Raw genomic sequence first — 22726 nt, 5'->3', positions numbered from 1 at the left:
TGCGCCCTAACTTAAAAGCGCGAAACCGATGAAAAAAGCGGTGTCATCTACGAAAAACTAATAATAATTAAACAAAATCCCTTTTCAGGTAAAGCTGATTACAGCTTCCCCAAAAGGACTAACTCAACCCTCAACTATTAACTTTAGGAGACTTCAATCATGGCTGGACTTATCAACAAATTCTTAGTTAGTGCCTCCCTTGCCGCCGGTATGACCGCAATAGTCGCCGCTCCTGTCCTAGCCCAAAACTTCAGAATTGAAGGTAACGACTATATCCTCTACGATGCCCGAGACACTACTGGTGACGGTTTAGTTGACCAAACCTATGCAAACCCTTCTGCAAACATCGACGACATTTTGCGCCAGCTAGACGGAACTCCCGGCGGTAACATTGAATTGTTCTCCAGCAGTCACATTAATGATCAAAGTATGTATGGGTGGGACTATAACTCATCTTTCTATGGTGGTGCAAGAACCAGCCTGATTGGTGAAGTTAACGGTCAAACCCTGACTATCAGTAGTCTCAACGCCTTCGACTGGTTCACAACTGCTGATGGTAATTTCACGAACCAATATGGCTCTGACAACTTAGCTAACCGCTGGTTTGGTGAGTTATTGGACAACTACCAACCTGATTTAGGAAGAATCGGTAGAAGAAATGCCTTTAATTCGTTTTTCGGTATGTATGGTTTTGAACGCGCCAGCGACCCCAACATCTCCTACATCAACAGTAACAGCAACGGCATTGAAATCGGTTTAGCCGGACATATGGACTTAGGTAATGTCTACGGAAGCTGGTTTGCAGGTTGGCAGGCTAGTGAAATTCTCAGGTATGAATATAACGGAGTAGTTGATTATCTGTGGAGTTTCAGTGCTACTGCTACTGGACTAACTGAGTACACTGATGGAACTTCCCACAACGGCCTTTACAAAGTCTACATTCCTACAGGTAACGTGCCTTCTGTTCCTGAACCTTCCACTATGTTAGGTCTGATGGCTGTTGGCGGTTTGTTTGCAGCCTCTTCCCGCAAGTCTCGGAAAAATAGCTAATTAGCTTCCTGTTAGCTACAACTAGCATCCATATCATTATTTACAACCAGCCCGGTGGTAGAGAGTTGACTTCGATCAGAGTCTTTTTCTCTACCACTTGGGCTTTTTACTTGTCTGTATCCTCGGGAAGTCACTATTCTCGTCTGTCACTACCTCCCTCCCTCTCTATATATATGAGTCACCCGTCCAATAATATAGCCCCTGGTTATGTGGCCTATTCGATCCGAGACTATCAGCCAACCAACCAGCCCCACGTACCCTTGTCCCTAGTTATCCGCTCCGCCACCTTCAACTATCCCTGATTCCCAAAATTTTTTTTCAGCCCAAACCCTTGTGGTGTAGGGGTTTTCAGGCATTCGTCAAAAAAAGTCAAAAAAATTTTCCCAAAAGGGTTGACAAACCTAGTTAGGTAATATACATTGGTAAATGCGCTCGAAGGGAAGGCAACGAACCGGAACGCGCCCGAACCTAGAAAAACTAATAGTTTGAAAGCTTAATGACCACCCCAGGTCAATGAATTTATCGGCTACTACTCAGGTAAATCTGAGAGTTAGCCACAGTATAAGCCAGGAGTTCAGAAAAAGCAAGCTGAACTCGTGAAATCCAAAAGTTAGTCGAAAGACTGACAACACGGAGAGTTTGATCCTGGCTCAGGATGAACGCTGGCGGTCTGCTTAACACATGCAAGTCGAACGGGCTCTTCGGAGCTAGTGGCGGACGGGTGAGTAACACGTGAGAATCTGGCTCCCGGTCGGGGACAACAGAGGGAAACTTCTGCTAATCCCGGATGAGCCGAAAGGTAAAAGATTTATCGCCGGGAGATGAGCTCGCGTCTGATTAGCTAGTTGGTGAGGTAAAGGCTCACCAAGGCGACGATCAGTAGCTGGTCTGAGAGGATGATCAGCCACACTGGGACTGAGACACGGCCCAGACTCCTACGGGAGGCAGCAGTGGGGAATTTTCCGCAATGGGCGCAAGCCTGACGGAGCAAGACCGCGTGGGGGAGGAAGGCTCTTGGGTTGTAAACCCCTTTTCTCAAGGAAGAACACAATGACGGTACTTGAGGAATAAGCCTCGGCTAACTCCGTGCCAGCAGCCGCGGTAATACGGAGGAGGCAAGCGTTATCCGGAATGATTGGGCGTAAAGCGTCCGTAGGTGGCAGTTCAAGTCTGCTGTCAAAGACAGTAGCTCAACTACTGAAAGGCAGTGGAAACTGAACAGCTAGAGTACGGTAGGGGCAGAGGGAATTCCCGGTGTAGCGGTGAAATGCGTAGATATCGGGAAGAACACCGGTGGCGAAAGCGCTCTGCTGGGCCGTAACTGACACTGAGGGACGAAAGCTAGGGGAGCGAATGGGATTAGATACCCCAGTAGTCCTAGCCGTAAACGATGGAAACTAGGTGTAGCCTGTATCGACCCGGGCTGTGCCGAAGCTAACGCGTTAAGTTTCCCGCCTGGGGAGTACGCACGCAAGTGTGAAACTCAAAGGAATTGACGGGGGCCCGCACAAGCGGTGGAGTATGTGGTTTAATTCGATGCAACGCGAAGAACCTTACCAGGGCTTGACATGTCCGGAATCTTGGTGAAAGCCGAGAGTGCCTTCGGGAGCCGGAACACAGGTGGTGCATGGCTGTCGTCAGCTCGTGTCGTGAGATGTTGGGTTAAGTCCCGCAACGAGCGCAACCCTCGTCCTTAGTTGCCATCATTCAGTTGGGCACTTTAGGGAGACTGCCGGTGACAAACCGGAGGAAGGTGGGGATGACGTCAAGTCATCATGCCCCTTACGTCCTGGGCTACACACGTACTACAATGGGGGGGACAAAGGGTAGCCAAGACGCGAGTCTGAGCCAATCCCGTAAACCTCTCCTCAGTTCAGATTGCAGGCTGCAACTCGCCTGCATGAAGGAGGAATCGCTAGTAATCGCAGGTCAGCATACTGCGGTGAATCCGTTCCCGGGCCTTGTACACACCGCCCGTCACACCATGGAAGTTAGCCACGCCCGAAGTCGTTACTCTAACCGTTCGCGGAGGAGGATGCCGAAGGCAGGGCTGATGACTGGGGTGAAGTCGTAACAAGGTAGCCGTACCGGAAGGTGTGGCTGGATCACCTCCTTTTTAGGGAGACCTACTTCGAGATATCGCGCCTTAACAACTATAGCCGTGTCTTGAGGTCATCCTTAGGTCGGATGGGGCGGTCAGAGAGCTTTCAAACTTTAGGGTTCGTGTTATGGGCTATTAGCTCAGGTGGTTAGAGCGCACCCCTGATAAGGGTGAGGTCCCTGGTTCAAGTCCAGGATGGCCCACATCCACCCCAAACTGGGGGTATAGCTCAGTTGGTAGAGCGCTGCCTTTGCACGGCAGAAGTCAGCGGTTCGAGTCCGCTTACCTCCACTCTCCTTTGTGATGGTGCTAGTTGGGGTGAGATGAGATGAGATGACCTCTGATAGATAATTTATCACTGTACAGCTCCTAAATCTTTAGATGTTAGTCTGAGATTGGATAGCTGGACATCTGTTCCAGTCAGAACCTTGAAAACTGCATAGAGAAAAGCATAATGGTGTAGGAAAACGTCGTAAAGACAATTCCAATGTAGGTCAAGCTACAAAGGGCTAACGGTGGATTCCTAGGCACACAGAGGCGATGAAGGACGTGGCGACCCACGAAAGGCTTCGGGGAGCAGGAAGCAAGCTTTGATCCGAAGATGTCCGAATGGGGCAACCCATAAACAGCTCGCTGAATCCATAGGCGAGTATGAGCGAACCCGGTGAACTGAAACATCTTAGTAGCCGGAGGAAGAGAAAGCAATAGCGATTTCCCTAGTAGTGGTGAGCGAACGGGAAACAGCCTAAACCAATGGGATTTCCCGTTGGGGTTGTGGGACAGTCATCAGAGACCGCCGAGGCTAGACGAAGCAGTTGAATACTGCACCAGAGAAGGTGAAAGTCCTGTAGTCGAAAGCCAAAACGGCTCGACTGTATCCCGAGTAGCACGGAGCCCGTGAAATTCCGTGTGAATCCGCCTCGACCACGAGGTAAGGCTAAATACTCCTGTGTGACCGATAGAGAACCAGTACCGTGAGGGAAAGGTGAAAAGAACCCCGGAAGGGGAGTGAAATAGAACCTGAAACCGTTAGCCTACAAGCAGTGGGAGGACGATTTAACGTCTGACCGCGTGCCTGTTGAAGCATGAGCCGGCGAGTTACAAGTTATGGCAGGTTAAGACCCAATAGGTTGAAGCCCAAGCGAAAGCGAGTCTGAATAGGGCGTTACGTCATAATTTGTAGACCCGAACCCGGGTGATCTAACCATGTCCAGGATGAAGCTTGGGTAAAACCAAGTGGAGGTCCGAACCGACCGATGTTGAAAAATCGGCGGATGAGGTGTGGTTAGGGGTGAAATGCCAATCGAACCCGGAGCTAGCTGGTTCTCCCCGAAATGCGTTGAGGCGCAGCGGTTGAGGTTTAAACCTGGGGGTAAAGCACTGTTTCGGTGCGGGCTGCGAGAGCGGTACCAAATCGAGACAAACTCTGAATACCAGGGGTACACTCAACCAGTGAGACGGTGGGGGATAAGCTTCATCGTCAAGAGGGAAACAGCCCAGACCACCAGCTAAGGTCCCCAAATCACTACTAAGTGATAAAGGAGGTGGGAGTGCCCAGACAACCAGGAGGTTTGCCTAGAAGCAGCCATCCTTAAAAGAGTGCGTAATAGCTCACTGGTCAAGCGCTCCTGCGCCGAAAATGAACGGGGCTAAGTAGTGTACCGAAGCTGTGGAATAGGCAACTATTGGTAGGGGAGCGTTCTGTGGTAGTGTGAAGCACTAGCGGCAAGCAGGTGTGGACGAAGCAGAAGTGAGAATGTCGGCTTAAGTAGCGAAAATGTGGGTGAGAATCCCACACCCCGAAACCCTAAGGGTTCCTCCGGACGGCTCGTCCGCGGAGGGTTAGTCAGGACCTAAGGCGAGGCTGAAAAGCGTAGTCGATGGACAACGGGTTAACATTCCCGTACCGTTTGCAGTTGATGAAGGGGGACGGAGTAGGTGTTCGTCATCCGGATGTTGGTTACCGGTGCAAGTGTTCGAGGTGTTGAGGTCTGGTGAAAACAGACTGAGCTGAGGCACGAGTCCGACCCGCTACGGCGGGGAAGTGATAGTCATCAGGCTTCCTAGAAAAGCCCTATACATCTTAAACTGTAAATGCCTGTACCCTAAACCGACACAGGTGGGGTGGTTGAGAATACTAAGGGGCGCGAGATAACTCTCTCTAAGGAACTCGGCAAAATGGCTCCGTAACTTCGGGAGAAGGAGTGCCTGCCGAAAGGTAGGTGGCACTGAAGAGGCCCAGGCGACTGTTTACCAAAAACACAGGTCTCCGCTAAGTCGCAAGACGATGTATGGGGGCTGACGCCTGCCCAGTGCCGGAAGGTTAAGGAAGTCGGTCAGGAGTAATCTGAAGCTGATGACCGAAGCCCCGGTGAACGGCGGCCGTAACTATAACGGTCCTAAGGTAGCGAAATTCCTTGTCGGGTAAGTTCCGACCCGCACGAAAGGCGTAACGATCTGGGCGCTGTCTCGGAGAGAGACTCGGCGAAATAGAATTGTCTGTGAAGATACGGACTACCTGCACCCGGACAGAAAGACCCTATGAAGCTTTACTGTAGCCTGGAATTGGGTTCGGGCTTCGCTTGCGCAGGATAGGTGGGAGGCTGTGAAGAATTCCTTGTGGGGGATTCTGAGCCATCGGTGAGATACCACTCTGGCGAGGCTAGAATTCTAACCTTTTCCCGTTATCCGGGAAAGAGACAGTTTCAGGGGGGCAGTTTGACTGGGGCGGTCGCCTCCTAAATGGTAACGGAGGCGCGCAAGGGTTCCCTCAGGCTGGTTGGAAATCAGCCGTAGAGTGCAAAGGCATAAGGGAGCTTGACTGCAAGACCTACAAGTCGAGCAGGGACGAAAGTCGGCCTTAGTGATCCGACGGTACTGCGTGGAAAGGCCGTCGCTCAACGGATAAAAGTTACTCTAGGGATAACAGGCTGATCTCCCCCAAGAGTTCACATCGACGGGGAGGTTTGGCACCTCGATGTCGGCTCATCGCAACCTGGGGCGGTAGTACGTCCCAAGGGTTGGGCTGTTCGCCCATTAAAGCGGTACGTGAGCTGGGTTCAGAACGTCGTGAGACAGTTCGGTCCATATCCGGTGCAGGCGTAAGAGCATTGAGAGGAGCCTTCCCTAGTACGAGAGGACCGGGAAGGACGCACCGCTGGTGTACCTGTTATCGTGCCAACGGTATACGCAGGGTAGCCATGTGCGGAGCGGATAACCGCTGAAAGCATCTAAGTGGGAAGCCCACCTCAAGATGAGTGCTCTCACTGGGTTAGCCAGGTAAGGTCACGGGAAGATTACCCGTTAATAGATGTCAGGTGGAAGTCCAGCAATGGATGTAGCCGAGGCACACTAACAGACCGAGGGCTTGACCTCTTTTACACTCGCTTTTTCTCTATGCAGCCTTTAGGGTTTTGCTTATACACTACAATTTAATCTTATTACTCTGCCTCTTTCTTTCGATTGAGGCTTTGTTTTTTGATAATCTGGTATTCACCATGAGTTCTGAAAGGTCTGAATTATCTGAGTTAGTAGCCCCGGCTTTTCCAAGGGTTCCTACTTGGTGTCGGGCGATCGCATTAGGGATTGACGGATTTCTAGTGTTGTTGATTACTGGTTTATTAGGGGCTAGTGGCTTAGTCGGATTTTTGATATTTATGCTGCTTTGGATAGCCTCACGGGTGTTTGTAGTTTATCGAAACTATGGACAGAGCCTAGGGCGGTGGGCTTTGAATATGAGGGTAATTGATACACGATTCCACCGAACACCGCAACTGTTAGAATTATCTAAGCGTGAGGGTGTCCTAGGGTTTTTTGTGTTCTTGGCTCTAAATGGATTAGGGAATCTGGCTTTAGGCCATGCGGGTGTTGTGCTGTTACTAGTTCCCCTGATCGCTGATGGTGGAGTGGTGCTGTTTGATCTGAGTCAATATCCGCAAACTTTTCACGATCGCTTTGGCGAAACTATCGTTATTGGTGTGCAACGAGGCTATTCTTTGGATATTAGAGTCAAAAATTGGATTGACAAAATGCAGCAATACCTGAAATAATAGATGATTGTGCTTTATTAAGAAATCTTTTAGGATTATGGCTAAAGGTGTTCGCATTGTAATCACGCTGGAATGCACTGAGTGTCGCACCAATACCGATAAGCGTTCTAAGGGTGTGTCACGGTATACAACGACCAAAAACCGTCGGAATACAACTGGGAGGATGGAACTCAAAAAATTCTGCACCCACTGTAACAAACATACGGTTCACAAAGAAATCAAATAGTGCTTTCAGATGACTGGTGGGAGAGTAGTCATCCCCATGAACCTAGAATCATCCATTAAACCAACAGGAGTCAAAGCCCATGAGCTATTTCCGTCGCCAAGTTTCGCCGATTGATCCGAAAACCCCCATTGATTATAAAAACATCGAGTTGTTGAAAAAGTTTATGACCGAACGGGGCAAAATTCTACCCCGGCGCATTACCGGTTTAACCTGTAAACAACAACGAGACCTGACAAAAGCGATCAAACGGGCTAGAATTTTAGCCATGCTGCCCTTTGTCAATAAAGAAGGCTGATTGAATTGGTGGAAAAGGGAACTTTAGTTGAATTCCGTATACATGGGGAGCGCCGTCTCGCTGTGGTAGCTCGCCCTGAAGGAAAAAAGCACTGGATCTTAGTTGATGACCAGGGAAATTCCCATACCGTTCATCCCAGACAAATTACCTATGAGGTAGGGGGAACGACTTATCGTCCTGCTGATATTCCCTCTTTTTATGAAGAAATACAACCCTATCTAGATCCAGCTAGTTTAGAGATAGCCTGGGAGATTTTGATTGAAGAGGGGGAAACAGTCGATCCCACAGGAATGGCATTGTTGCTATTTTCGGAGGAAACTCCGGCTCAATGTTATGCCAGCCACTTGTTGCTATGCAATGATAAACTCTACTTTAAACAGAAGGGCGATCGCTATGAACCTCGCCCTCCTAACCAAGTAGCAGAAATCAAACATCAACAGGAAGTTGAACAGCAACGGGAACAGGAAACCCAACTATTTTGGCAGCGAGTTGAACAATGTCTAGGGGGAGAGGTGGTAGAATGGCAGGGGAGCGATCGCGCCCGCCTCGATGCTTTGGAACGTTTTGCTCTGTACGGGGAGGAAGCATCCCATACGGGACCCGCCTTAGAAACCCTAAGCAGTCTTAATCGCCCTCAAACTCCCAGTGCCTCTTTTCAATTGTTGGTAGACTTGGGGATATGGAGTCTGCATGAGAACCTTTCCCTGTGGCGCAGTCAGATCCCAACCCAGTTTCCCGCAAAGGTCCTAGACGTGGCTCAATATTATCTCCAATCTCCCCAACCTGACCCAGATCAAGATCGTCGGTTCGATCTAACTCATCTGAAGGTCTATACCATTGACGACGAAAGCACCCGCGAAATTGATGATGGAGTTAGCCTAGAATTTCTCGAAGACGGAACCCAAAAGATTTGGATTCACATTGCTGATCCTACCCGTCTAATTCAACCGGGAGATGAACTAGACCTAGAAGCGCGGCGCAGGACTACCAGCGTTTACCTACCCACGGGGATGATTCCCATGTTCCCCTCAGAACTGGCCACTGGGCCGATGAGTTTGGTGCAGGGTAAAATTTGCTGTGCCTTGAGCTTCGGGGTAGTGCTGAATGAAGATGGCAGCGTGAAGGATTATAGCATTCATACCAGCATCATCAAACCTACCTACCGCCTCACCTATGATGATGTCGATGAGATGCTGCACTTGGGTATTAAGGCTGAACCAGAAATCGAGATTTTAGGAAAGTTCGCGAAACTTCGGCAACAATGGCGTTCCTCCCAAGGGGCTATTAGTATTTATATGCCTGAATCTATGATTAAGGTGGACGGGGATGAGGTAATTGTTAAACTCCTTGATGATTCTCTGTCTCGCCAAATGGTGGCAGAAATGATGATTTTAACTGGGGAGGTAGCTGCTCGCTACGGTCAGGAGCATAATTTAGCATTACCCTATCGCAGCCAGCCTCAACCAGAACTACCCCCGGAAGAGGAACTGCTGCAACTACCAGCCGGAGCGGTAAGAGCCTGTGCATTGCGTCGTTATATGCCTCGTAGTGAGGTTAGCTTGACTCCGGCTCGCCATGCAAGTTTAGCCTTGGAAACTTATACGCAGGTGACTTCCCCCATTAGGCGTTATAGCGATCTATTGGCTCACTTCCAGATTAAGGCTCATTTACGGGGAGAAGAGCCAGCTTTTTCGGTGGAACAAATGCAGGAAATGGTGATGAGCCTTGGTCCGGCGGTGAAGGAAGCCTCGAAGGTGGAACGGGAGACGAACCGCTATTGGAGTTTGGAATATTTGCGTCGTCAAGCTGATGAGGTGTGGGAAGCTATTTTGCTGCGGTGGTTGCGGGAGGATAGTAATTTAGGTTTGGTGATGCTGGAGGAATTAGGGTTAGAGTTACCAATGCGGTTTAACCGCGACATAGCACTTGGCGATCGCTTTGAGGTAAAAGTGACCCATTCTGACCCACGCCAAGACGTGATTCAATTCCAGGAGATTATTGGCCCAGCCACGGAACCAGCGGTTTAGGAGAATAGCGACCAGCAGCAGGCGGAGACGGGTTAGAAACCTGCCCCTACCTGCCCTAGTGAATTAGTTGTCGCCGAGGGCTTCTACGATCGCCCTAGTATTGGCTTCCATCATTCTAACATAACTATCCCCTTGGGAACCAGGTGCGCCAATAGAATCGGAATATAATTCTTGGGGGGCTAATTCCACCCCGGCTTCTTCTGCGACCGCCCTAATTAATTGGGGATTAAGTGTGGTTTCGGCAAAAATAGCAGGGACTCGGTGGCGGCGGATTTCCTCTGCTAAATTCCGCACAGTTTGGGCGCTAGGTTGTTCTTCGGTGCTGATACCTATTAAGGTTCCGGGTACAGTTAAACCATAGGCGGCGGCGTAATATTGAAAAGCATCATGGGTGGTGACCAGATAACGGCGATCGCTAGGAATTGTGGCAATTTGTTCACCAATCCAAATATGCAGTTTTTCCAACTCCTCAATAAGCTGTTCTGCATTATCTGTAAATATCTGCCGATCATCTGGGGATAGTGCTATTAATTCATCCCGAATTACCTCAGCCATGACGATCGCATTTTGCACATTTCCCCACACATGGGGATCCGGTTCGATCTCTCCATTTTCTTCAGTATTTAAGGGAGTGATAAACTCAGCAACTGCCACTCTTCTGGCTCTTTGTCCCACCGCTTCAATTAACCTAATTAAACCGGGTTCCAAATTATAGCCATTATACAGAATTAGGTCAGCGTTTTCTAAGGCTATACTATCTTGGGGGACAGGTTCATAAATATGAGGATCTACCCCCGGCTGTAAAAGGCTTGTATGTTGAATTTGCTCAGAGGCGATCGCTTCAGTTAAATCGGCAATAATAGTCGTAGTAGATACCACTTTCGGCATTTCATCCCCAGTAGAAACCACCGACGGCGACTGACAACCCCCCAGCAACAGCCCACACAACAACCCAACTACACCTAACCCCTTAGCCATTGGTCTAGCCATTTGTACTTACTCCTTTTCATTTTGTTTTCATAAATTATTTCATAATTATTTCATTTTTGTGCTATTCTTGACATGAAGCGATCGAAAATCATAGTTATGGATACTCTCAAAATTGCCCACAACTCCTTGAATAAGAAGGTTTCAGCGGATATGAGTATTATCATCAGTAACCTTGGGGTACAGTACCGAGGGGTTGAAGCACTGCGGGACATTAACCTACAAGTGAACCCAGGACGGCTAACCGGAATTATTGGACCCAATGGTGCGGGTAAGAGTACCTTGTTAAAAGCTATTTTGGGGCTGATTCCTGCCACAGGAAGCCCTGCAATTTTCGGTGAGCGTCCCCTGAGTCAACAACGCCACCGCGTCGCCTACGTCCCTCAGCGATCGCAGATAGACTGGACTTATCCTGCCACAGTTTGGGATGTAGTAATGATGGGAAGAGTACGCCAAACTGGTTGGTTTCGAGGCTTTTCGGGGGTCAGTCGCCGCTTGGCTACCCAAGCCTTACAACGGGTAGGAATGGAAACCTATAGCGCGCGTCCTATTGGTCAACTTTCGGGAGGTCAACAGCAGCGGGTTTTCTTAGCTAGATCTTTAGCGCAACAGGCGGAAGTTTTCTGCTTTGATGAACCCTTTGCGGGTATTGATCAAAAAACTGAAAATGTGATTTTTAGTATTTTTAGGGAGTTAGCCGCTTCCGGTAAAATTGTGTTAGTAATTAATCACGACTTGGGTAAATCAATTACCAATTTTGATGATTTGATTCTGCTAAACAAAGAACTAATCGCCGCCGGAACTAGGGAAGCTGTCTTAACTCAGGAAAATCTTGATCATGCCTATGGTGGTAGGGTCATGTTTTTCTCAGACCATGCAGCTTGATGGCGTTTTTTAATTATCTATTAAAGGGGATTAACCGATTTTTTTGATATCTTAATCCAGTTCAAAAAAACCGGTTTCCGAAGATATAAGAGACAGTATAAATATGATAGTTTGGGAAATATTAATAGAACCTTTGCAATATGGTTTTATGCAGCGATCGCTCACTATTGCTATATTGGTGGGGTTAATTTGTGCCGTAGTGGGTAGTTATTTAATGGTGCAGCGGCTGGCTTTATTAGGGGATGCCATCAGCCATTCAGTTTTGCCTGGATTAGCGATCGCCTTTATTTTAGGGTTTAATATTTTTGTAGGTGCGTTTGTCGCTGCGGTATTAAGTACAGTATTAATCGAAATAATTCGCACCCACTGCAAAATCAAAGAAGACGCAGCCATGGGGATTGTTTTTTCCGGCTTTTTTGCTTTGGGAATTACCCTAATTACCATCATTCAAAAAGATAATAAAATCGACTTGAATCATTTTCTCTTTGGCAATATCTTGGGAGTTACAGCCTCCGATGTCCGGGATACAATCATTATTGCTGCCATTGTCTTATTCGTCGTGTTCCTAATTTATAAAGAATTATTGTTTTATACCTTTGACCCCCAGGGCGCAGAGGCGGCTGGCTTACCTGTAAACCTGTTAAATTTAGGGTTAATGATGTTAATTTCCTTAACTATTGTTGCCAGTCTTAAAGCTGTAGGAGTCATCTTAGTTTTATCCTTATTAATTACACCATCAGCCACAGCTTATTTATTAGTTAATCGTTTGCATCATGTGATGATTTTAGGCGTGTTAATTGGCGTGGGTTCTAGTATCAGTGGAATGTATCTGAGTTATTTCTATAACTTGCCTTCCGGTCCAGCCATTGTCTTAGTGGCTTCTGGTTTATTCCTGATGGCATTTTTATTTAGCCCCAGTGAAGGACTGCTAACCCACCCGGTTAAGATATCTAAAGAACCGCCACTTTTTAAGGAAATCAAAAATTTAATTAATCGTTAGGTAATTTGACTAAAATTAAACGGCTATCTTGGATTAATTGATTTTGACAATTATAATACTCAACACTTTGAGTAATTGGCATCATTTCAAACCCCAACTTTTGATAAAAATCAGGTAAATAAGCATATTCAGGGTTAGCCGTAGTTCTCAATATATAACCAATGTTATCTGATAAATGACCAAATAAGGTTTTAAACAGTCGTTTGGCGATGCCTTGCTGACGGTAATTAATGGCTACACCTAAATCAGCGATATAGTATAATTTATCAATGCTGAGTCCGGTTTGCTGAGTAAATAAATCCGAATTTAGATTAACTTTTTGGTTGTTTATATATCCCCAAGTCTCAAAAAATTCTAACTCTCCTATGTTGGCGGTTTCGGTTAAGGGAAGGGTGGCAATAAATCCCATGGGGGTTGCGTCAGAATAAGCTAAGTATAAAATACCGGATTCGATATATTTTTGGAAGTAAAATTTTACTTTTTTTTGGGTTACTTTTTCGTTAAAAGGTGGGGCGGAAAAACACTCATATACAGTAGGATAAAGACCTTGATCCATGGCTGAATTAAGTGCCGGTAAAGAGTTAATGTTTTTAATATTAATGCACATTAAATTTGTTTATTGATGAATTTTGCAGGATTAATTATACCATAAATGACAATATAAACTAACTCGGGTTGAATAATGGCGCTTAAAAATACTTAACCTAAATACCGATGACAAATCATCAATATGATCCTACACTGAAGATAGAGGATTCAGTTTTAAGATCCATGCGATCGCGGCTGTAGCAGCCAGAAACTGATATCCACAGCTTAACCAGATTTAGCAGTTTGATTGACTAAAAATTTCAATTGATTAAACACTGTATGACCCACAAGCAAACACTTACAGGATAGGATCATGTTGTATGATGCAATCATTATCGGTGGTGGTGTAACCGGATGCACCATTGCGCGAGAATTGATGCGGTATGCGATTCGAGTCGCCCTAATTGAATCGGAAGCAGAGGTCGGTTTCGGAACCAGCAAAGCCAACAGCGGTATTATTCACGGTGGACATCACAGTTCCCCTGATACCCTGAAAGGTAAGCTAGAATGGGAAGGAAACCAAATGTGGGATACCCTATGCGAAGAATTAGGGTTTGGTTTTAAACGCATTGGAGAACTTACTGTCGCCTTGACAGAAGACCAAATACCGACACTAGAAAAATTGCAAAAACAAGGGGAATCTAAAGGAGTTCCCGGCTTAGAAATTTGGCAACAAGAACGCCTACGAAAAGAAGAGCCTCACCTAACATCAGAGGCGATCGCTGCTTTATATGCGCCCACAACTGGGGTAATTAATCCCTACGAGGCTTGTTTTGCCTTAATTGAAAATGCCTGTATAAACGGCTTAAATCTATTTACAAATTGCCCAGTTACAGCAGTTAATCAAACCCCTGATCATAACTGGGTTATCCATACCCCCAGAGGGGAATTTAATACTCGTTTTGTGATTAATGCGGCTGGACTCTATGCAGATGCGATCGCTGAATTTGCGGGAGTGCGTACCTTTACCATCAAACCCCGCAAAGGTGAAGAATATCTCCTAGATAAGCGATTAATTGGACTGGTAAAACGAGTAATTTTTCCCTGTCCTACTGCCGTTTCTAAAGGCATCTTAGTCATCCCCACCTATGACGGCACTTTAATGGTGGGTCCCACGGCCGAAATGGTGGACGATAAGACCGATTTAACTACCTCCCACGAAGGGGGAAAAAAAGTTTTTGATGCAGTTACCCAAACCGTCCCAGGGATTAGTCCTAGGGACTGTATCGCTGAATTTGCGGGACTCCGCGCCGTAGTAGACGGAGAAGATTTTATCATTGGGACTACGGCGAAACCCGGCTTTATTAACGTGGCGGGAATTCAATCACCAGGACTAACCGCAGCACCAGCGATCGCCACCATGGTTAGGGATATTTTACAACAAGAAGGCTTATCCTTAGCCCCCAAAGATAGCTTTATTTCCTCAGTCCCTAAACCCATTCATTTCGCCTCTCTTTCTACAGAAGAACAAATTGCACTGGTGAAGCAAAACCCTAGCTATGGTCGAATTATCTGTCGGTGCGAGTTAATTTCCGAGGGTGAAATTCTCGATGCGATCAGCCGAGGCGCAAAAACATTAGATGGCATTAAATTCCGCACCCGCGCCGGAATGGGTCGCTGTCAGGGGGGATTTTGTACAGGACGCTGTATGCAACTTTTATGCGAGGAATATAACATTCCCATGACGGCAATTACCAAACGTGGCGGCGATACCTGGGTAGTGCGTGAACAGCATTCATAAATACCCACTAATTAACACTGATTACAACCCATAGCCTATTGTGCCTAAAAATGGCGGGTTAATGTCGGTTACTTACTACCGACAAAAATTGACTATATAACCCGCCAAAAATTTAGTCTTTTTTTGTTGTTAGCAATTGACAAAATTATCATGATTACTGAGAGTATTAAGCACCTAAATAACAACTATGATGTAGTAGTTGTTGGCGGCGGACCGGCTGGGATGGCGGCGGCGTTAGGCGCGAAAGAGTCTGGCGCTGAACGAGTTTTAATTGTCGATCGCGAAAAGGAAGCGGGAGGCATTTTATTACAATGTATTCACCCCGGTTTTGGACTCCAACACTTTAAAGAAGAGTTGACCGGACCTGAATATGCTCAACGTTTTTTAGAACAAGCGATCGCCAAGGATATAGACATTATAGCAGATGCCTATGTTTTAGATATAGATGGCGATCGGCGAGTTAAATTAATGTCTGGAAGCCAGGGAGTGCAGGTCATTTCCGCCAAAGCCACCGTCTTAGCCATGGGTGCGAGAGAAAGGACTCGTGGCGCTATTCGCACCCCCGGAACCCGCTGTTCAGGAGTCTTAACCGCCGGGTTAGCCCAAAGATTTGTAAATTTACTAGGATTTTTACCAGGAAATAAAGCCGTAATTCTGGGTTCTGGGGATATCGGATTAATTATGGCGAGACGGCTAACCCTGGAAGGGGTAGAAGTGGCGGGAGTATTTGAAATAATGCCCCACGCCAACGGATTAAACCGGAACATTGTGCAATGTTTACAGGACTTTAATATCCCCCTATATCTATCTACCACAGTAGTAGAAATTCATGGACGCGATCGCATTGAAGGAGTCACCGTCGCGCCAGTTAATGAACACCTACAACCCCTCGCCGACCAAAGCTGGTATGTTCCCTGCGACACCCTGTTATTATCGATTGGATTAATTCCCGAAAACGAACTATCTCGTCAATTACAACTGCGAATTGATCCGGTTACCAGCGGTCCAGTGGTTAGCAGCACCATGGAAACTTCTATAAATGGAGTTTTTGCTTGTGGTAATGTTGTCCACATTCACGATCTAGTTGATTTTGTCAGCCAAGAAGCCATATTAGCTGGTCGAAATGCCGGATTCTATGTAACCGGAAATCGACCCCCTACGGATAATATCCGTTTAATTCCTGGTGAAAATGTCGCCTATTGTGTACCTCAAACCATTTCGAGCGATCGGGAGCATACCGTTTATATGCGAGTGCGTCGTCCTCTCAAAGAAAGCATTTTAAAACTTGGGGATATATACGAGAAAAAACTCCGGTATGTATTCCCCGCCGAAATGGTCAACCTGAAAGTCAAACCCCGGTTTTTGCAGAATTTCCACGGAGAGGCTTTAACAATTGATATCCTCCCCCTTGAGTAAATTTAGCTAATTTTAGGATAAATAAAAAGCCATGAATCAAACCACAGAAACCACCACAGAAACCACCATTTCTCATTATCTATGTATTGGTTGTCCTTTGGGATGTCGCCTAGAAGTCGAGGCAGATAATGGCCACATTGTCGAAGTGCGAGGCTTCACCTGTAAACGAGGCGAAGAATATGCCAAACAGGAACACACCGAACCCCGTCGCATGGTGACAACTACAGTCCGAGTTAATAATGGTATTTGGGCAAAATTACCCGTAAAAACCACCGCTGCCATACCGAAAGAAAAAGTGATAGAATTATGTCAGCAATTGCGGCAAGTTAATGTTACCGCGCCGATTCATATCGGCGATACCATCTTATCTAATGTTTTTGATTTAGGTGTCGATGTGGTGGCATCACGAGATATGCCTACTGATCAAAATTGATGGTCAAAACAGACGATAATTGATTTATACAAGGTGTTTCGGCACCTTGTTAATGTCCTCATATTCTCGATTTTAGCAGACCACCTAGATAGTTAACTAGATTGTTAAAATTTGTACAAAAATTTTATAAAACCCATTTTTTCCGGTTACTATATATCGTATAGGAGTTCAAATATAGCTCCTGTTTATACTCCACCGTAATCAACCGCAGGGCTTGGGAGACTTGGCAATGGCTAAAATTTTAATCGTTGATGATTCTGGTCTCTCCCGTAGGATTATGCGTGGTATCTTAGAAACAGATAGACACGAAGTAATTGAAGCTACAGGGGGACTGGCTGCGCTGGAACGCTACTTTATCGATAAACCGGACTTGGTTTTAATTGATCTGGCTATGCCAGATATGCAGGGAACAGAAGTTTTAGATCAACTCATGGCAATGGATAACACAGCTAGGGTTATTATTGCCAGTGCCGATGCTCAAGAAATGACTCGCGCCGCAGTTAAAGCCGCTGGAGCAGTGGGTTACATTAACAAGCCTTTTATGGCTGAAAGTGTTCTCGACCAGGTAAATCAAGCTCTCATTACTATATCACAGTCTTAGGGAGGTCCTGCGATGATCCTGACCGAAAAGCAAAAAGATGCTCTAACTGAGTTAATAAATATTGGTTTTGCTCGCACTGCCAATTCTTTATCGCAACTAACGGGTCATCGCATTTTGCTTGATGTTCCTCAAGTGTCTATTCATCCTATTGAAGAATTAGCCGGGAAACTGGCGAGTTTTGTTAATGGTGAAATTGCGACAGTACAGCAGATTTTTACAGGGCCCGTGTCGGGAAATGCTCTATTATTATTAAACTATGAAGGGGCGGTAATGTTGTCCCGTTTAGTGTCCCCAGAGGGTAGCCCATCAAGCGATCGCCTTGACGTTCCCGCCGGAGAAGTGCTAACAGAAATTGGCAATATCCTACTGAACTCCTGTTTAAGCGTCTTCGGAAATTTACTAGAAATTCAGATTTCTTTTTCAGTACCCCGCCTTTACCTAGAAGCCCTAGATGGACTGATCCACTCTCTGATTATTGGCAAGGAAGAAGTCAGCTATGCCATGGTAATGTATACCTCCTTTAAAATGCGTGAAGACTCGGTAAATGGCTATCTAGTGCTGATATTAGGGGTAGTGTCTTTAGAGAAATTATTAGAGTTGATAGACAGTTGGGCAGATGAGGCAGTAACGCCATCTTTGACTCGGTAATCAACCAATTATTATTAAATATGGGATTTACCTAATTATGTTAGATCATAATATCCATCCTTCCCATAGTCAAGCCTTATTAAAATGGCTAAACAACTTTGCCGAACAGGGCATCTTTACTACTAATAATAAATTAGAGGTTCTCAGTTGGAATCATTGGCTAGAAATCCATAGTGGCAGGTCTGCTCAAGATTTAATGGGATGTCATTTGTTCAGCCTTTATCCTGACATGAAAGAACGAGGCATCCATCGCTTTTATGAACAAGCTCTCCAAGGTCAAGTAGCTTTCCTGTCTCAGCGCCTCCATTCCTATCTAATTAATATTCCGGCTATTGGTAGTCATTCTTTATCCCCCATGCAACAAAGCGTCCGTATTGCTCCCTTAATTGAAGCTGGAGAAATTTGCGGAACTATTACAGTAATTGCAGATGTTACCGAACGGGTAATGCGAGAAACAGAACTGCAACAAAAAATCACTAAACTTGAGGAAACGGAAGCGAGATTAAGTTCGATTCAGATTCAACTTGAGCATTTATTGGCTTCGAGTCCGGCGATTATTTATACTTGTTATCCCACCGAAGACTATCCCCCTAAATTTATCAGTGATAATCTCATAACTCAACTAGGATATCAACCTAGTGAATGGATTAATACCCCGAATTTTTGGAGCGATCGCATTCACCCTGATGATCGCCCCAAAATCCATCATCGTTGCTCACAGATTCTCAAATTAAATCACCTAACCACAGAATATCGTTTCCGCCATAAAAATGGTAGTTATCGTTGGTTACGAGACGAAATGAAACTGGTGTGTGATGCCTCTGGTCACATTGAAGAAATAGTGGGTGTTCTTTTAGATATTACTGAAACCAAGAGACTAGAAATCCAACTACTGAGAGCGCAAAGACTCGAAAGTATTGGCACCCTAGCCAGTGGCATAGCCCATGACCTCAACAATATTTTAACACCGATTCTCGCCTCTGTGCAAATGTTTCAATTAGGACTTGACCAGGAAAAACAAAATAAAATGCTCAAGTTAATTGAAAATAACACCAAACGGGGAGCCAATTTAATTAAGCAAGTTCTTTCCTTTGCCAAAGGTTTTGAGGGAAAACTAGAGATTTTTCAGGTGAGACACTTAATTAGTGAAGTCGCAGATATTGCTAGGGAAACCTTCCCGAAATCTATCAATGTTAACACTAATGTTTCTAAGGAACTCTGGACAGTTTATGGCGACCCCACCCAACTACATCAAATCTTAATGAATCTCTGTGTGAATGCACGAGATGCGATGACCGATGGGGGCAATTTATCACTATCAGCTAGTAATGTTATTTTAAACCAAAAAGAAGCTCGTTTAAACCTTGATGCTAAGGAAGGTTTTTATGTAATGATTACCGCCTCCGATACCGGAACTGGCATTAGCCAAGAAGTTTTAGACCGGATATTTGAACCCTTTTTTACTACCAAAGAATTTGCTAAAGGTAGTGGCTTAGGACTATCCACAGTTCTCGGTATAGTTAAGGGTCATAATGGCTTTATTGACGTTGAAACTCAAATGGGTGTGGGAACTACTTTTAGAGTTTATATACCCGCCTCAGAGGAGTTAGAAACTATGACTGATGAGCGGTTAGAATTAATTACAACAGGTCAAGGTGAACTCATTTTAGTAGTTGATGATGAAGAACCCATCCGAGAAATTACTAAGGCTAGTTTAGAGAGTTTTCAATATCAAGTTTTGGTAGCCGGTAATGGAGTTGAGGCTATGAAAATATACAGTCAATATTTAGATAAAATTGACTGTGTGGTTATCGATATTATGATGCCTGTTATGGGTGGCAAAACTACGATTAGGGAACTAAAATCCCTGAATCCTAAAATTAAAATTGTCGGAATTAGCGGTTACTTTTCAGTAGACATAGCCAAAGATATAGCTGAGTTAGGAGTTGATATATTTTTATCAAAACCCTTCACCACACAGGAGTTATTAGAAGTTCTACAAAAATGCCTTAATTCTAGTCCCAACAAACCCTAGGCACTTAGTTAATCCAAATAAAGGGGTTTGTTCTGCGATGCTCCCTAGAACCAACCCCTAAGTTTGACTAGGTTTGATGCTGACTCAGGAAAAAATCACGCTTTCCCTAAACTAGGAAACTCGATGACGCTCTGAGTTCCGGGCTGAAAAGTTGGCAGATCTAAATTACCAGGACGGCGACTCTTTTGAGCCAGACGGTAGGTAACACTTTGTAGTTCGGCGTGGAGTTGCCGATTTTCCCGTTGCAGTTTTTCCACCCTTTCCATGACCTCTTCGAGGCGTTCTGAAAACTTCTGGCGGTAGACTCCAGGTAATTCTTGCACTACCTGTTCGAGCATTCGAGAGCGATCGGTTAACTCCTGAACAGACTGTCTAAGTTGGTAAACTTCCAGATCCCGCTCATTGATCTGGTCTTGATAAAACTTAACCTGTTCTTCTACTTGCTGGAGTTGTTCCCGCAAGGACTTCATCTGAGCTTGGTGTCGCTCGGCCATTTCTGGATCTGGGGCTAAGTTAGCATTTCCCTTCACCAAACGGAATAATTCTTGAGATAACTGCTGCACCAGTTGATCTCGCATTTTTAACTCTTCACTCAGCCGAGCGACTTCTGCTGTGAGTTCCTGGGAGTTGGGATTATTTTTCTGGCTCATGATAACCAATGGCTCCTATAAACTTCCAATATGTCCCCTAAAATACTCCCAATTCCACCCAATCGGCAAGAGAGAGACTCCAGGAGTATCGAACAGTCAGGAATTAGCTGGGTTGACCGTCACCAACTCCTGACCTGACTTGAGTTTTAAACCTCTTGGGGTTGGGGTTCCGGTTGCGCTTCGGCTTCGACTGGAGATGGGGTGACATCTTGTTTAATCGTCAGATAACGAATTACATCGCCACCTATACGCATGGCTCTTTCCATGACTTTAATCTGGTTGCTGTCCCCACCTTCATAGTTCATTTGGATGTAAATGCCTTCCCGGTGCTTGTCGATATCATAAGCTAAACGACGCTTACCCAAATTTTGCACGTCAAGATTTTGTGCCCCATGTTCGTGCAGGATATCTTGATATTTGGCGATCGCCGCCTCTACCTGCTCATCATTTAGGTCAGAGCGCAGGATATACATGGTTTCGTAAACAAAAGGCTTCATTTAATGATACTCCTTGTGGACAATTTAGGCTTCTACTCAGAAGCAAGGATCTATACATTCTACATTAGTTGGCTCCACAATACAATCGGTTGACTATCCTTCAACCTAAAAGTTGATTTTTTGTTCAATTTTTAAAAAATTGTTCGGCCAAATCACGGTCGGGGGTTGACAAGCACCGGTAACTAATGGTAGGATATTGGCATACTGTTAGATAATGGAAACATAACCCAAAGTAAAATTTTTACTAAGATTTCCATTATTTAATACAATAGCATAGGTCAACCCAAAAAGCAACCCCCCGGCTGGGAGGGTCGGGGGGACTTTTTGACAAATTTTACAAAACTTAACATAATTTCCTAATTGGTTTAGGTCGGGTGTAATGATTAAATCTAGGGAACCCGAAGTAGTTACATGAGATAGAGACTAGGGGTATTGCAGGCTACTGATGACCCATTTTAATAAGCCTTGCCACTCAGGAGATGTAGATAAATGATCGACATCGAAAATAGCATCGACATTTTGAGAATACTGAGTAAAACTTTCGACCCAATTAATGACGGTTTCCATGGGTAGAAAAGGACTATAAGACCATGAGCGCTGTAAATATTCGACCATCTCAGTATTGAAGCCAGTATGGTATAAATACCAGGAACTCCAGACCAAGGTACTATAGCGAACCCAGTCCTCAATGACTTTAATTTCCAAGGGTATATCGGGTAAATTAAAAAATTTATCGAGGACATAATTGATAGACTTGGCTTGAGAGATACCATCTCGCATAGTATTGCGATCGTGTTGACGATAACAGACGGTCGATCGCTTCAACCAAGCGCTGCGATAGCCGCTAGATACCAAACGCAAAATCAAATCGACATCCTCCGCATGAGCCAACCCAGGTTCAAAGCCTCCAACGGTCTGCAAAGCCTGGCGGCGGAACATCAAAGTTCCCATAGTCCCCAAAGGCTTCCAGCGTAACCAATTCTCTAAATTTAACTCAGCCACCATTTCCCAGGGCTGAACATCGATCAACATTTCGCCGGTTTGGTTAACCCTGCGCCAACCACTATGGACGATCGCCAATTCCGGGTCAGCATCAAATACAGCGAGTTGGCTTCGGAGGGTATCGGGAAAAAAGTAATCATCGGCATCGAGAAAAGTGATAAACTCACCCCTAGCCAAACTCAGACCATGATTTCGCGCCACGGAAACCCCTTGATTATCCTGATAAACATAGCGAACTTGGCTGTGATAAGTGGCTACCACGGAGCGAGTCTGGTCTTGAGAACCATCATCAACAACTATGATTTCATAATCAGTCTCAGTTTGAGCCAGTACGCTATCAATGGCTTCGGCAATATACTGTTCACAGTTGTAGGCTGGGATCACCACACTGATACGGGGATAAGATTCAGACATGAGATTATCAATAAAATCAATTAGTCAATTACTGAAATTTTAACTAGAGTTAGTTGTTGTCAACAGAACCGATTGAGTCTA

At 45.5% G+C, this 22726-nt stretch carries 18 protein-coding genes, 2 tRNA genes and 2 rRNA genes; 17 read left to right on the top strand and 5 right to left on the bottom strand.

Annotation, left to right across the window (positions count from 1 at the left end):
* The first annotated feature begins 159 nt into the window (after positions 1-159).
* The 9 genes from N39L_RS12730 (at position 160) to N39L_RS12690 (ending at position 9748) form a co-directional block, all read left to right on the top strand.
* Complete coding sequence (locus tag N39L_RS12730; protein WP_006618320.1) at positions 160-1050, top strand: NF038130 family PEP-CTERM protein; 891 nt, start codon at positions 160-162, stop codon at positions 1048-1050.
* A gap of 627 nt (positions 1051-1677) precedes the next feature.
* Positions 1678-3166, top strand: a 16S ribosomal RNA gene (locus tag N39L_RS12725).
* 114 nt (positions 3167-3280) lie between these two features.
* Positions 3281-3354, top strand: a tRNA-Ile gene (locus N39L_RS12720).
* Positions 3355-3369: 15 nt separating this feature from the next.
* Positions 3370-3442 (top strand) — tRNA-Ala (locus N39L_RS12715).
* A 201-nt stretch (positions 3443-3643) separates the two neighbouring features.
* Positions 3644-6526: ribosomal RNA gene (locus N39L_RS12710) — 23S ribosomal RNA — on the top strand.
* Together the 16S and 23S rRNA genes with 2 tRNA genes alongside form the textbook arrangement of a ribosomal RNA operon.
* A gap of 122 nt (positions 6527-6648) precedes the next feature.
* Positions 6649-7200: an RDD family protein gene (locus N39L_RS12705; RefSeq protein WP_006616670.1), complete on the top strand. Its 552-nt coding sequence runs from the start codon at positions 6649-6651 to the stop codon at positions 7198-7200.
* A gap of 37 nt (positions 7201-7237) precedes the next feature.
* The gene (gene rpmG / locus N39L_RS12700; protein WP_006616669.1) at positions 7238-7426 is read left to right on the top strand and encodes a 50S ribosomal protein L33; all 189 of its coding nucleotides are present in this window, start codon (positions 7238-7240) and stop codon (positions 7424-7426) included.
* Between the two features lie 79 nt (positions 7427-7505).
* Positions 7506-7721: a 30S ribosomal protein S18 gene (gene rpsR / locus N39L_RS12695; RefSeq protein ID WP_006616668.1), complete on the top strand. Its 216-nt coding sequence runs from the start codon at positions 7506-7508 to the stop codon at positions 7719-7721.
* An 8-nt stretch (positions 7722-7729) separates the two neighbouring features.
* A complete protein-coding gene (locus N39L_RS12690) occupies positions 7730-9748 on the top strand; it encodes a ribonuclease catalytic domain-containing protein (RefSeq protein WP_035737129.1) in 2019 nt (672 codons plus the stop codon).
* Positions 9749-9811: 63 nt separating this feature from the next.
* Here the strand turns inward: N39L_RS12690 and N39L_RS12685 are convergent, their stop codons facing one another.
* Positions 9812-10738: a metal ABC transporter solute-binding protein, Zn/Mn family gene (locus tag N39L_RS12685; RefSeq protein WP_006616998.1), complete on the bottom strand. Its 927-nt coding sequence runs from the start codon at positions 10736-10738 to the stop codon at positions 9812-9814.
* Positions 10739-10834: 96 nt separating this feature from the next.
* On the opposite strand from N39L_RS12685, the gene N39L_RS12680 reads away from it, so the two are divergent.
* Together N39L_RS12680 and N39L_RS12675 are read left to right on the top strand one after the other, a co-directional pair.
* Positions 10835-11620 carry a metal ABC transporter ATP-binding protein gene (locus N39L_RS12680; protein WP_006616997.1) on the top strand — a complete coding sequence of 262 codons (786 nt, stop codon included), beginning with the start codon at positions 10835-10837 and terminating at the stop codon, positions 11618-11620.
* A gap of 103 nt (positions 11621-11723) precedes the next feature.
* Entirely contained in the window at positions 11724-12620 is an 897-nt protein-coding gene (locus N39L_RS12675; protein ID WP_006616996.1) for a metal ABC transporter permease, read from the top strand.
* On the opposite strand, the gene N39L_RS12670 is transcribed toward N39L_RS12675, so the two are convergent.
* A complete protein-coding gene (locus N39L_RS12670) occupies positions 12610-13176 on the bottom strand; it encodes a GNAT family N-acetyltransferase (protein WP_231852160.1) in 567 nt (188 codons plus the stop codon). The genes N39L_RS12675 and N39L_RS12670 overlap by 11 nt on opposite strands.
* Before the next feature lie 345 nt (positions 13177-13521).
* Here N39L_RS12670 and N39L_RS12665 point away from each other — a divergent pair, with 345 nt between their 5' ends.
* From N39L_RS12665 to N39L_RS12640, 6 genes are all read left to right on the top strand, one after another.
* On the top strand, positions 13522-14949 hold the full coding sequence (locus N39L_RS12665; protein WP_014275399.1) for an NAD(P)/FAD-dependent oxidoreductase: 1428 nt from the start codon (positions 13522-13524) through the stop codon (positions 14947-14949).
* Between the two features lie 150 nt (positions 14950-15099).
* Entirely contained in the window at positions 15100-16365 is a 1266-nt protein-coding gene (locus N39L_RS12660) for an NAD(P)/FAD-dependent oxidoreductase (protein ID WP_006616993.1), read from the top strand.
* Positions 16366-16396: 31 nt separating this feature from the next.
* A complete protein-coding gene (locus N39L_RS12655) occupies positions 16397-16798 on the top strand; it encodes a DUF1667 domain-containing protein (RefSeq protein WP_014275398.1) in 402 nt (133 codons plus the stop codon).
* Positions 16799-17027: 229 nt separating this feature from the next.
* Positions 17028-17399 carry a response regulator gene (locus N39L_RS12650; protein ID WP_006618773.1) on the top strand — a complete coding sequence of 124 codons (372 nt, stop codon included), beginning with the start codon at positions 17028-17030 and terminating at the stop codon, positions 17397-17399.
* Between the two features lie 12 nt (positions 17400-17411).
* On the top strand, positions 17412-18047 hold the full coding sequence (locus N39L_RS12645; protein WP_006618772.1) for a chemotaxis protein CheC: 636 nt from the start codon (positions 17412-17414) through the stop codon (positions 18045-18047).
* A 37-nt stretch (positions 18048-18084) separates the two neighbouring features.
* Positions 18085-20082 (top strand): PAS domain-containing hybrid sensor histidine kinase/response regulator, encoded by a 1998-nt coding sequence (locus N39L_RS12640; RefSeq protein ID WP_014275397.1) that lies wholly within the window; start codon positions 18085-18087, stop codon positions 20080-20082.
* Between the two features lie 95 nt (positions 20083-20177).
* On the opposite strand, the gene N39L_RS12635 is transcribed toward N39L_RS12640, so the two are convergent.
* From N39L_RS12635 to N39L_RS12625, 3 genes are all read right to left on the bottom strand, one after another.
* The gene (locus N39L_RS12635; RefSeq protein ID WP_006618770.1) at positions 20178-20732 is read right to left on the bottom strand and encodes an Npun_F5560 family protein; all 555 of its coding nucleotides are present in this window, start codon (positions 20730-20732) and stop codon (positions 20178-20180) included.
* 146 nt (positions 20733-20878) lie between these two features.
* On the bottom strand, positions 20879-21229 hold the full coding sequence (gene rpsF, locus N39L_RS12630) for a 30S ribosomal protein S6 (protein WP_006618769.1): 351 nt from the start codon (positions 21227-21229) through the stop codon (positions 20879-20881).
* Between the two features lie 423 nt (positions 21230-21652).
* Entirely contained in the window at positions 21653-22645 is a 993-nt protein-coding gene (locus N39L_RS12625) for a glycosyltransferase family 2 protein (protein ID WP_006618768.1), read from the bottom strand.
* Between the last annotated feature and the right edge of the window lie 81 nt (positions 22646-22726).

Source organism: Limnospira platensis NIES-39 (assembly GCF_026000695.1).
GTDB classification, from domain to species: domain Bacteria; phylum Cyanobacteriota; class Cyanobacteriia; order Cyanobacteriales; family Microcoleaceae; genus Limnospira; species Limnospira platensis.
The sequence above is the reverse complement of the archived record's forward strand: the minus strand, read 5'-3'. Positions and strand labels throughout refer to the sequence as shown.